Consider the following 11,233-nt stretch of genomic DNA (forward strand, 5'->3'; position numbering starts at 1 on the left):
CATGCGCTTTCACCACCTGGACCTGAACCTGTTGGTTGCCCTGGACGTCCTGCTCGAGGAGCAGAACATCACCCGCGCCGCCGAACGCCTGCACATGACCCAGTCGGCCACCAGCGGCGTGCTGGGCCGCTTGCGGACCTTCTTCGAGGACGAACTGCTGGTGCAGGTCGGCCGCAAGATGCAGCCCACGCCCTATGCCCTGGAGCTGGCCAAGCCGGTGCGCGAGGTGTTGCTGACCATCCGCTCCTCGATCACCGCCAAGCCAGTGTTCGAACCGTCGAGCAGCAAACGCCACTTCCGCCTGGTGACCTCGGACTACCTGATCAGCGTGCTGTTCGCCCAGGTCCTGCAGAAGATCCACCAGCAAGCGCCACACATCACCTTCGAGATGATCAGCCCCGGCGACGGCAGCGCCGAGCTGCTGATGCGCGGCGAGGTCGACATGATGATCGTGCCCGAGCGCTACCTGATCGACGGCCACCCGGCGCAACTGCTGTTCGAGGAAGACCATGTTTGCGTGGTCTGGCGCGACAATCCCGAGGTCGGCGAGCAGTTGACCCTGGAGCAGTACATGCAGATGGGCCACATCTCGGTGGGCTTCGGCCGCAACCGGCACCTGAGCATCGAGGACTGGTTCATGAGCCAGTACGGCTTCAACCGCCGCCTGGAAGTGATCACCAATGACTTCAACACCTTGCCGCAGTTGCTGGTAGGCACCGCGCGGATCGCCACCATGCACCGCCGCCTGGCCGAGTTGTACGCCGGCTACCTGCCCCTGCGGATCCTGCCGCCCCCGGTGAAGATCCCGGTGATGCGCGAATTCATGCTCTGGCACCGCAGCATGGACGGCGACCCCATGCACCGCTGGTTGCGCGAACGCATCAGCGACTTCATCCAGCACGCCGACCAGCCACCGCAGGCCCTGCGCGCCAGCGCCTGAGCCCTATCCATCGCCCCGGCCAGCGCTTGGCTGGCCGGGCATCGCGTTTGGTGATACCTCGCATCCCCGTTCACGATTGGCCCCGCCCTGCCCCGCCTGCGTACCTTGCCTTCGAACCGCGCCCTGCGTGCCTGCCGCAATCCTGGGCGCCGGACTCAACGACCGCAGAAGGACAACAACAATGTTCCGTTACTTCCCCACCAATTACGTCTGGAACCTGTCGGTGGACCTGGCCATCGAGATGGGCGCCCGCATGGGCGAGATCGAGCAAATGTGCGCCCCGCTGCAAGACGCCGCCAAGCAGCCCGACGCCGCGGGCACCCAGGCCTTCCGGGAAACCTGGTCGACCATGGCCGACAAGCTCTGTGCCCTCGCCGAAGAAGACGAAGCCGCTGGCCGGCGCCTTTCCGCTGGCGAGAAATACAACCGCGCCGCCACCTACTACCTCACCTGCGAACGCCTGCAGGCCCACGGTGCGCCAGGCCGTGCGGCGCTGTACCAGCGTTTCCTGGAAACGTTCGCCCGCGGCATCGACCTGGCCAAGGAAAACTGCGAGCGGGTGGAGATCCCCTACGAGGGCAAGCACCTCTCGGGCTTGCTGGTGCGCGCTGAAGGCGTCAGCGGCCCGGCGCCGCTGCTGGTGCAAGTCAATGGCCTGGATTCGACCAAGGAAATGAAGTACCGCGTCGGCCTGCCCGCCTGGCTGGCCAAGCGCGGTGTGTCGTCGCTGATCATCGACCAGCCCGGCACTGGCGAGGCCCTGCGCCTGCACGGCCTGACCGCGCGCTACGACAGCGAGCACTGGGCCAGCCGCGTGGTCGACTGGCTGGAAACCCGTGCCGACGTCGATCCCCAGCGCATCGGCCTGGAGGGCGTATCCCTGGGCGGCTACTACTGCCCGCGTGCGGTGGCCTTCGAGCCGCGCTTCGCCTGCGGCGTGGTGTGGGGTGCCAACCATGACTGGCGCGAGGTGCAGAAGCGCCGCCTGGAAAAGGAAGGCAACTTCCCGGTGCCGCACTACTGGGCGCACGTGCGTTGGGTGTGGGGCGCCCAGGACATGGACGAGTTCATGCGCATTGCCGAACAGGTGCACCTGGACGGCGTGCTCGACCGGATTCGCGTGCCGTTCCTGGTCACCCATGGCGAGCAGGACTCGCAGATTCCGCTCAAATGGGCGCATCGCACCTACGAGCAACTGGTCAACAGCCCGAAACGCGAGCTGAAGATCTTCACCGACCGCGAAGGTGGCGTGCAGCATTCGAGCTTCGACAACAGCATCAATGCCGGGCACTACATCGCCGACTGGATCGCCGAAACCCTGGGTGGCCGTACCGCCTGATCCTGGGGCCGCCTTGCGGCCCCCAGCCTAGCGTGCACCCACAACAAGACGAGGAGATCCCACTGATGAGCGCCCTGCACCTGCACTGCACAACCCTGTTCGATGGCACCAGCCTGCAAGCCCGCCAGCAACAGACGCTGATCATCGAAGGCGGCATGATCCGCCATGTCGGGCCATCCACCGAGGCCCCCCGGCCGCGGCCTGGCGACCGCGAAAGCCATGGCCACTTCGTCATGCCCGGGCTGGTCGACGTACACACTCACCTGGCGTTCGGCAATGCCCAGAGCGAGGAAGACATCGACATCTGGACCAGCGACGAATTCCGCGCCCTGCGCGGGTTGTTCTTCGCCCAGCATGTCCTGGCCGCCGGGGTGACCTCGATGGTCTGCCCTGGCGACAGCGGCCAGCTCAGCATCGCCGTGCGCAACACGGTCAATGCCGGGTTGTTCGAAGGCCCGCGCATCGCCGCCAGCAGCCGCGTGATCACCAACCGGCAGAGCCTCAACGACTGGTTCCCCAGCCGGGTCGGTGCCCCGGAGTACTTCACCGCCGCGCTGGTCACCAGCCGCACCGAAGCCATCGCGCAGATTCGCAAGCAGGCCAAGGATGGCGTCGACCTGATCAAGATCGCCATGGACGGCACCCACCGTCGCCCCAACGGCGAAATCATCGCCGCCTTCACCGCCGACGAAACCCGCGAGATGGTCGATGAAGCGCACCGCCTCGGCTGCCGCGTGGCGACCCACGCCTATGGCCGCGAGGCGGTGATGTACGCCGCCAAGGCCGGTGTCGACCTGGTGTTCCACGCTTTCTACATGGACGACGCCTGCATCGAGGCGCTGCTCGAGGCCGGCAGCGTGCTGGCGCCCACCATGACCTTCCCGCAGAACACCGTGGACTTCTGCCAGCCCCACGACCCTGCCATCAGCACCGGTTACGCCGGCTACTGCGCGCGTACCCTGGCGCTCGGCACGCCGGTGCTCAAGCGCGCCAAGGCCGCAGGCGTACCCTTCGCCTGTGGCAGCGACAGCGGATTCGCCGTGACGCCATACGGCGAATGGCACGCCCGCGAGCTGGAGCTGCTGGTGCGGCGCCTGGACTTCACCCCGGCCGAGGCGCTGTTCGCCGCGACCAACGTCGGTGCGCGGCTGATGCCGCGCGGGGAAACCCTCGGCACCCTGGAACCGGGCAAGCAGGCCGACCTGCTGGTGCTCGACGGCTCCCCCCTGGACGACATCCGCATCCTCCAGGATCGCGACCGCCTGCAGGCCGTATACAAGGCCGGCGAACCGGTGCGCCTGCAACGCACCGCCTACAACCCCAAGCAGGTATCGGATTTCAATTCGCTGAAGTGGACCGACCTGTACACCCGCGACCGCGTTGCCGAACTCGGTAAATGGAGCCTGTGAACATGCCGACCCTCGACTTCGAACTGGCTGCGCAGCTGGCCGCCGAGACACTGCGCCAGGCCCGTGCCCTGGGCCTGAAACCGCTGGCCGCCGCCGTGCTCGACCCGGCCGGCCACCCGCTGGCGGTGCTGCGCGACGAACAGGCCAGCTTCCTGCGCCCGCAGATCGCCACCGGCAAGGCCCGCGGCTGCCTGGGCATGGGCTTCGGTGGCCGCGAGCTGGCCCGTCGTGCCCAAGCGATGCCGGCGTTCTTCGACGCCATCAACAGCCTCACCGATGGCGGGGTGATTCCCGTCGCCGGCGGGGTTCTGCTGCGCGATGCCGGGGGCCACGTGCTGGGGGCCATCGGCGTCAGCGGCGATACCTCGGACAACGACGAGCGCTGCGCCTTGCTGGCCGTCGAAGCGCTCGGCCTGATCGGCGACAGTGGCGACCCGCTACCGTGAAACGAGCCCAGGCGGGCCGGATGCGGCTTGCAAGCGGCTGCCGATACGTGCAAGGGTAAAAAAGGACTCGCTAACGAAACAGGAACAAAAGCACCTCATGCTTGGAATCACACGTATCCATCGCTATTCTCGCCCACTGTCTGCACAACGAAGTGCAACCAGTGGGCGTGACCTCAAAGCCCGCTTCATCGCCCGCTTCGCCGCAAAGCTCGCAAACCTGCTCTGCACTCCCCGCTCCGCCCCGCCCTACTTCTGCGTCACGCCCGAGCGTGGCCCGGTCGATCGCCTGCCCCCTACCTGACGGCCCGACGCTGAAAAGCTCGCACCGTAGCCGCCGTTCAACCCGTTGAAGGCGTACCGCATTCACGCAACACAAGGGGCATCACATGATCTTTTTCCAGGACAAACGTATTTTCAGCGCCATCTTCGATATGGATGGCACCATGTTCGACACCGAGCGCCTGCGCTTCAAGACACTCAAGCAAGCGTCCATGGAAATCGCCGGCAAGCCGCTCAGCGAGCAGACCTTGATCGGTTCCCTGGGCCTGAGCGCGAAAAGGGCCGAGGCCCTGGCCAGGGCCAACCACGGTGAAGACTTCCCCTACGCACAGGTTCGCAAGCGCGCCGATGAGCTCGAACTGGAGCATGTGCGCAACCACGGCGTGCCGATCAAGCCTGGCCTGCTGGAAGTGCTCGAGCGCCTGCGCAAGTCCGGCCTGACCCTGGCCGTCGCCACCTCCAGCCGCCGCGCCATCGCCGAGGAGTACCTGATCAACGCCAACGTGCTGAAGTACTTCGACATCACCGTCTGCGGCGACGAAGTCAGCCAGGGCAAACCGCATCCGGAAATCTTCCTGCGCGCCGCCCGCGCGCTCAACTGCGAGCCCGACCAGTGCTTCATGGTCGAGGACTCGGAGAACGGCATGCTCTCGGCCATCCGCGCCGAGGGCCAGGCGATCCTGATCGAGGACATCAAGCCACCAGCGGCCGAGGTCAAGGCCGGTGCGCTGAAAGCCTACCGCAGCATGAACGAATTCCTCGCCGACCTGAACGAATGCGTGCCCAAGCTCGGCATGCCGGCCTTGAACGAGCCGTTTCCGGCGTCGCTGAACCAGTTCCGCGTGGGCATCCACGGTTTCGGCGCCATCGGTGGCGGTTACCTGACCCAGGTGTTTTCCCACTGGGACGGCTACACCCGCCCCTGTGAAATCATCGCTGCCAGCCGCTCGCGCATGCTCAGGGAAAGCGTATCGGCCTTCGGCAACTACAGCGTGCGCTACGGCGCCACCTCGTTCGACCAGACCATCGACAACGTGCGCATGATCGACATGGACGATGACGACGCGGTGATCGACATGTATACCGCCGCCGAGATCATCGGCCTGAGCCTGCCCGAGCAGGCCATCCGCAGCCAGGCCCAGGTCATCGCCAAGGGCTTGCTGCAGCGCTTCGAGCGCCGTGGCCGCGAGCTGACCATCCTGATCGTGCTGAACAAGGTCGGGGGCGCGGCGTTCGTGCGTCGGCACGTACAAGCAGAGCTCGCGTTGCTGTGCTCGCCGGAGATCGGCAGGCAGGTCCTGCACAAGACTCACTTCGCCGAAACCGTGGTCAGCCGCATCGTCTCCAAGCTCGGCAAGGACGCGCTGGTGCGCCAGCTGCGGATCAAGTCGCAGATGTTCCAGAACAGCCTGGAGGAAGAACCAGCGGTCAGCGCACCGTCGTCCAAGCTGCAACCAGAGTACGAGCGCCTGATCGGCCACTTCCGGCCCTTCGCGCAATCGAGCAGCGCGTTGAGCCAGCTGCACCTGATCCTGTTCAACAGCGAACCGGACATGCCGCTGTACGTCGAGCGTGGCAGCGACCTGCTGGAGCGCTTGCGCCAAGTGAAGACGGTCGCCGACATCGCCCAGATCCAGGTCATCAAGAACCGCCTGTGGAACGGCCCGCATGCCATCGTCGCGTGGTACGCGAGCCTGTTGGGCTACGCCTGGGTCGGCCAGGCCATGGGCGACAGCCGCGTGAGCGAGCTGGCCGAACGCTTGGTGCGCGAGGAAGTGGGACCGGCGCTGGTGGCCGAGAATGCCGGGATGGCGGAAGCTGTCGGCGATTTTGCCGATGCCTTCCTGGAGCGCTGCAAGACCTCGTTCCGCGACCCTTGCGCGCGGGTCGGGCGCGATCCGTTGCGCAAGTTGCAGCGTAACGAACGCATCTTCAGCAGCATCGACCTGGCGCGCAAGCATGCTATCGACACGCCAGGCCTTGCCTTCGGCGCGGCGCTGGCTATCCACTATGCGCTGAACTGCGCCGACGACAAGGATCGCGAAGCCCAGGTGATCAGGCAGCGCTATGAGGACAACGCGGGAAGTGTCGAAGCGGTGCTGAGCTATGCCGGCGATTACAACGGCAAGCCCTATGCGGGATTGGACCCGGTGAATGATGAAGAACTGATCGAGACCATCGCCGCCAGCTTCCGCCAGTTGCAGCGGGAGCTGGGCGACCTTGGCATGGCCCGAGAGGCCACTGCCACCGCCTGACAGAGCTCAGCGCCGTTTCCAGGAACGGCGCTGGCTCTACCCATCACGGGTGCAACTTACTACGTACTGCACGCACCTGCTCTGCGGTCACCGGCGAAGCCTGGTTCGACCAACCTTGACGCAGGAAGGTCGCCAGTTCCGCCACTTCGGCATCGTCCATGCGCTCGGCGAAGCCCGGCATCGGCAGTACCGACGGGGCCCGCTCGGTGGACGGCGTCGCCGCACCAGCGAGGATCACGTGCAGCAACGCATCGGCGTTGCCGGCATTGACCACCGAAGCACCGTCCAGACGCGGGAACACGCGTTCTGCGCCTTCACCGGAAACGAAGTGGCAAGCACCGCAGTTGTCGATGTACAGCCGCTCGCCCAGGGTCAGGTCCTTGGCCGCAGTCAGCTTGGCGGTGGTCGCCGCGCTGCGCGCTGCCTGCTGCTGGTAGGCCGGGCCCTTGGCTGGCGACAACGCCTTGAGGTACGCAGCCATCGCCTGCAGGTCGGCATCGCTCATGTGCGAGGTGCTATTGGCGATCACGTCGGTCATCTCGCCGGCCACCGAGGCCTTGGCGTTACGCCCGCTGCCCAGGTACTCGACCAGCTCTTCCTGGCTCCAGTGCGGCATGCCGCGCAGGGCCGGCACGTTCCAGCCGTTGAGCTCGGTACCGGTCAGGTAGGTGCCGGTGGACTCGTCCAGGCCTTTCTCCTGCAGGGTCAGTGCACGCGGCGTGTGGCACGAGCCACAGTGGCCCAGGCCCTGCACCAGGTAGGCGCCCCGGGCGAGCTGGGCATCGCGGGTACCCGCCTCGAACGCCTGCGGCGCTGGCGAGAACAGCGCCCGCCAGTAGGCCAACGGCCAACGGATCGACAGCGGCCACGGAATGTCGTTGGCCTGGTTCGCTTGCTCGACCGGTGCCACGCCCTTCATGAAGTAGGCATACAGCGCCTGGGTATCGTCATCGCTGACCTTGGCATAGGACGGGAACGGCATCGCCGGGTACAGCGCGCTGCCATCGTGGCCGATACCACGGCGTACCGCACGCTCGAACTCACCGTAGGTCCAGCTGCCGATGCCGGTCTTCTGGTCCGGGGTGATGTTGGTCGAGTAGATGATGCCGATCGGCGAGGCGATGCCCAGGCCACCAGCGAACGGCTTGCCGCCGTCGTGGGCGGTATGGCAGGCCACGCAGTCACCGGCACGGGCCAGGTAGGCACCCTTGTCGATCAGCTCGGGGGTGATCGCCTGGCTCAGCTTGGCCTCGGCGTTGCCGGAACGGTTGAGCAGGCCGGCGACGATCCAGGCGAGCACCACGGCCAGCACGGCGACGCCCAGCAGTACCGAGAGAATGGAACGGGATTTGGCTTTCATGTTCTCGCTCCTCACGCCTGCACCAGCGGGCCAGGGTTCTTCAGGTACTGGTCCTTGATGGCCTGGGCGGCGAACAGGGTCAGCGCACCGATCATCGCGGTCGGGTTGGCCTGGAAGTTCTGCGGGAAGGCGTTACCGCCCGGCACGAACACGTTGTGCACGTCCCAGCTCTGCAGGTAGCGGTTGAGCGCGCTGGTTTTCGGCGAATCACCCATGATCGCGCCACCGACGTTGTGGGTGGACACGTACTTGGTGATGTCCCAGTGCGAGTCCATGCCCAGGAAGCTTTCGCTGTAGCTGTCGGGGTTCAGCTCCTTGGTGATGTCGAGGACGATCTTGCGCAGGTGCTGCTGCAACTTGAGCTCGTTTTCCTTCCAGTCGAAGGTGATGCGCAGCAGCGGCTGGCCCCATGGGTCCTTGTAGGTCGGATCGAGGTCGACGTAGTGGTCGCGGTACGACATGCAGCCGGTGGAGATGCTGATCTTCATCGAGTGGCCATACCAGTCCTGCATGCCCTCCTTCCAGCCCTGGCCCCATTCCGGGGTACCCCCCGGCAGCGCGGTGCCGATCGGCGTGCCGGTGGCCTGCGAGCTGTGAATCTTGGCGCCGCCGATGAAGCCCAGGGACGGGCCGTCGAAGTTGCCTGGGGAGACGTCGTTGAACATCTGCCCGGTGGCACCGGCGGTGGCGAACGGGTTGAAGTGCTTGTCCTTGAAGAACAGCGTGGCGCCGCCGTTGCTGAGGAATGCGTAGTTACGGCCGACAGTGCCTTCGCGGGTGATCGGGTTGTACGGCTTGCCGATGCCCGACAGCAGCATCAGGCGCACGTTGACGAACTGGAACGCCGCCAGCACCACGATCTTCGCCGGCTGGAACACTTCGTTGCCCTGGCCGTCGATGTAGGTGATGCCTTTGGCAGTCTTGCCATCGGCGTGCAGTTCGACGCGCAGGACGTTGGCGTTGACCCGGTAGTCGAAGTTGTCCATGCGCTTGAGCGCGTCCATCACCGCAGTTTGCGGCGAGGCCTTGGAGTAGTTCAGGCACGGATACTTGCTGCAATAACCGCAGTAGTTGCACGGCGCGATCTGGTTGCCGTAGGGGTTCTTCCAGGCCCGCGAGACGTTGGCCGACGGGTTGGGGAACGGGTGGTAGCCCAGCTTGCGCGCAGCATCGGCGAACAGCTTGTTGTTCAGCGTGTCTTCCAGCGCCGGCAGCGGGAACGGGTTGGAACGCGGGCCCTCGAACGGGTCGCCACCTTCGATGATCTGGCCACGCAGGTTGCCGGTGTTGCCGGACAGGCCGCAGATCTTGTCGAACTTGTCCAGGTACGGCTCGATCTCGTCCCAGGTGAACGGGAAGTCGCCGATGGTCATGTCGCTCTGCAGGATGCCCGGCGCATAGGCCTGGTCGGCGTAGGTCTTGAGCTTGATGTCGGTCGGCGTCGGGCGGATCAGCACGCCGGTCCAGTGCAGGCCCGAACCGCCCACACCGGTGCCGGGCACGAACGCGCCCCACTGGCGGGTCGGCAAGGCCGTGCCCTTGAGGTTGTGACGCACGGTGAGCGCGCCATCCTTGGGCGTGACCATGATCTTGTTGCGCACGCCATAGGCATACTGGTCGGCCGGCTTCGGATACGCGAAGTCGGCGTTGTTGCGGTCTTCGCCGCGTTCGAAGGCGCGTACCTTCAAGCCCGCCTGGGCGAGCTCGATGCTCATCAGCGAGCCGGTCCAACCTAAGCCGACGACGGCGACGTCGACTTCGTCATTGGTAATCTGTGCCATAAAAAACCTTGAATGCTGTAACTCGGGACGAAGGGATCAACCGCGCTGGCCGGTCAGGCTGACCGGGCCGAGGGGGTACGGGACATTGTGCTGGGCGACCCATTCCAGGTAGCTGGCGCGGGCACCGGGGAAGCCGATGGCGATCCACGCCTTCATGCCCTTGTTGCCGCCGTAGATCGGGTCGGCCAACCAGCCCTGGCGGCTGTGGTTGAGCAGTTCGCTGAAGAACAGCTTGGCCTTGAGCACATCCTCGCCGTGGGCGGCGAAATCGATCTGGCCGGCTTGCAGCTTCTTCAGCACTTCGTCGCGTTGTTCCAGCGCCAGCAGGGCAAAGTGCTGGCCGAGGTTGGCCTGGCACCAGTGCTCCAGCGCGGCGATGCCCTTGCGATAGATGTCCTGCGGGGTGTACGGCAACTGGTAGCCCAGGGTCGCCGGCGCGTTCAGGTCGAACGGCCCTTCCAGGTAGATCTCGCTGCCCAGGTCGCCAGCCAATTGCTGGTCGATGAAGATCGGCACGTTGGTTTCCAGCGCACCCGGGCCACGGCCATCGGCGGGGATCAACCGGTCGCAGGCGGCCATGACGAAGGTCCACTCGGCGGCGGTGAAGAACACCGGGGTATAGCTTTCCAGGCTCGGCGCTGCCATTTCCGCCGCCATCGCAGCGCTCAGGCCCTTGACCGTGATGCCCATCGCGGGCAAGGCAATCAGCGAAGAAAGCAGGAACTTCCTTCGCGAGGTTTGTTTGGCTAACAACATGCAGGTCTACCTATGGCTAATCACTCAGACCCGTGAGCCGCTGTTGCTGGCAGGTATGCGCCCTGCTCTTGTCCGACGGCACTCATGCGGTCATTCACATGAATGACATCGTATCTCACGGAGTGCGAATGGTAGCAGGCTATCTAATGCGTAACAATTTGTTTGTTGGAGGGCTGTCAACTGCTCGAATGTCGCATGCCTTTAGGCGCCCTTTTTGTATAGATCCCACCCTCCATTGGGCAGTGGAGCGCGCAAGTCGAACTTTCCTACGCGACTTTCAGACCACCAATGCACCTCCATGAAGAGGTTCGTCGCTAATGTTCCGGTTCCTGCATCAAGCCAGCACCTGACCATAAATACGGCCCCAAGGCTTAAGCCCGCATTGGGGCTGGACGAGGATTCAAGATGCCTAGCCAAATCCGACCTGCGTTTCACCCTCCAGCCGCTTGTTGGCGATTCGCGCTTCGAGGGGGGGTCGTTCTCACTCACGGAGGCAGTGAGCACACCCTTCCGCTTGCCCCCCGAACTCGTCAACTTCGAGCGAAACGTCAGTTGGAGAGTCGCCTCAGGGCATGCTTCGCGAGCTGCAAGCACTAATCGAAAGCAAGGAATCCACGCATGAATGAAAACTCGGTCAGCAGCGCCACCTCTGGCCCTGCTTGCGGCGC

Annotated in this window: 8 protein-coding genes; 5 read left to right on the plus strand and 3 right to left on the minus strand. The window is 65.0% G+C overall.

What is annotated here, in order from left to right:
• Nucleotide 1: 1 nt before the first annotated feature.
• The 5 genes from IAE37_RS21670 (at nucleotide 2) to mtlD (ending at nucleotide 6,668) form a co-directional block, all read left to right on the plus strand.
• The gene (locus IAE37_RS21670) at nucleotides 2-940 is read left to right on the plus strand and encodes a LysR family transcriptional regulator (RefSeq protein ID WP_201176834.1); all 939 of its coding nucleotides are present in this window, start codon (nucleotides 2-4) and stop codon (nucleotides 938-940) included.
• A gap of 181 nt (nucleotides 941-1,121) precedes the next feature.
• On the plus strand, nucleotides 1,122-2,279 hold the full coding sequence (locus IAE37_RS21675; RefSeq protein WP_201176836.1) for an alpha/beta hydrolase family protein: 1,158 nt from the start codon (nucleotides 1,122-1,124) through the stop codon (nucleotides 2,277-2,279).
• 65 nt (nucleotides 2,280-2,344) lie between these two features.
• Entirely contained in the window at nucleotides 2,345-3,688 is a 1,344-nt protein-coding gene (locus IAE37_RS21680) for a metal-dependent hydrolase family protein (RefSeq protein WP_201176838.1), read from the plus strand.
• A gap of 2 nt (nucleotides 3,689-3,690) precedes the next feature.
• Complete coding sequence (locus tag IAE37_RS21685) at nucleotides 3,691-4,134, plus strand: GlcG/HbpS family heme-binding protein (RefSeq protein ID WP_201176839.1); 444 nt, start codon at nucleotides 3,691-3,693, stop codon at nucleotides 4,132-4,134.
• 386 nt (nucleotides 4,135-4,520) lie between these two features.
• Nucleotides 4,521-6,668, plus strand: coding sequence for a bifunctional mannitol-1-phosphate dehydrogenase/phosphatase (gene mtlD, locus IAE37_RS21690; protein ID WP_201176840.1), 2,148 nt, complete (start codon nucleotides 4,521-4,523; stop codon nucleotides 6,666-6,668).
• Between the two features lie 43 nt (nucleotides 6,669-6,711).
• Here the strand turns inward: mtlD and IAE37_RS21695 are convergent, their stop codons facing one another.
• The 3 genes from IAE37_RS21695 to IAE37_RS21705 are packed head-to-tail and all read right to left on the minus strand — an operon-like array spanning nucleotide 6,712 to nucleotide 10,565.
• Entirely contained in the window at nucleotides 6,712-8,028 is a 1,317-nt protein-coding gene (locus tag IAE37_RS21695) for a cytochrome c (RefSeq protein ID WP_236410086.1), read from the minus strand.
• A gap of 11 nt (nucleotides 8,029-8,039) precedes the next feature.
• On the minus strand, nucleotides 8,040-9,809 hold the full coding sequence (locus IAE37_RS21700; protein WP_201176841.1) for a GMC family oxidoreductase: 1,770 nt from the start codon (nucleotides 9,807-9,809) through the stop codon (nucleotides 8,040-8,042).
• A gap of 36 nt (nucleotides 9,810-9,845) precedes the next feature.
• Complete coding sequence (locus IAE37_RS21705; RefSeq protein ID WP_201176842.1) at nucleotides 9,846-10,565, minus strand: gluconate 2-dehydrogenase subunit 3 family protein; 720 nt, start codon at nucleotides 10,563-10,565, stop codon at nucleotides 9,846-9,848.
• Between the last annotated feature and the right edge of the window lie 668 nt (nucleotides 10,566-11,233).

This window comes from Pseudomonas sp. S31 (genome assembly GCF_016648105.1).
Taxonomy (GTDB): Bacteria; Pseudomonadota; Gammaproteobacteria; order Pseudomonadales; family Pseudomonadaceae; genus Aquipseudomonas.

Coding starts and splice junctions, on each gene's coding strand:
- IAE37_RS21670 (WP_201176834.1), top strand. CDS start 2: ATGCGCTTTCACCACCTGGACCTGAACCTGTTGGTTGCCCTGGACGTC.
- IAE37_RS21675 (WP_201176836.1), top strand. CDS start 1,122: ATGTTCCGTTACTTCCCCACCAATTACGTCTGGAACCTGTCGGTGGAC.
- IAE37_RS21680 (WP_201176838.1), top strand. CDS start 2,345: ATGAGCGCCCTGCACCTGCACTGCACAACCCTGTTCGATGGCACCAGC.
- IAE37_RS21685 (WP_201176839.1), top strand. CDS start 3,691: ATGCCGACCCTCGACTTCGAACTGGCTGCGCAGCTGGCCGCCGAGACA.
- mtlD (WP_201176840.1), top strand. CDS start 4,521: ATGATCTTTTTCCAGGACAAACGTATTTTCAGCGCCATCTTCGATATG.
- IAE37_RS21695 (WP_236410086.1), bottom strand. CDS start 8,028: ATGAAAGCCAAATCCCGTTCCATTCTCTCGGTACTGCTGGGCGTCGCC.
- IAE37_RS21700 (WP_201176841.1), bottom strand. CDS start 9,809: ATGGCACAGATTACCAATGACGAAGTCGACGTCGCCGTCGTCGGCTTA.
- IAE37_RS21705 (WP_201176842.1), bottom strand. CDS start 10,565: ATGTTGTTAGCCAAACAAACCTCGCGAAGGAAGTTCCTGCTTTCTTCG.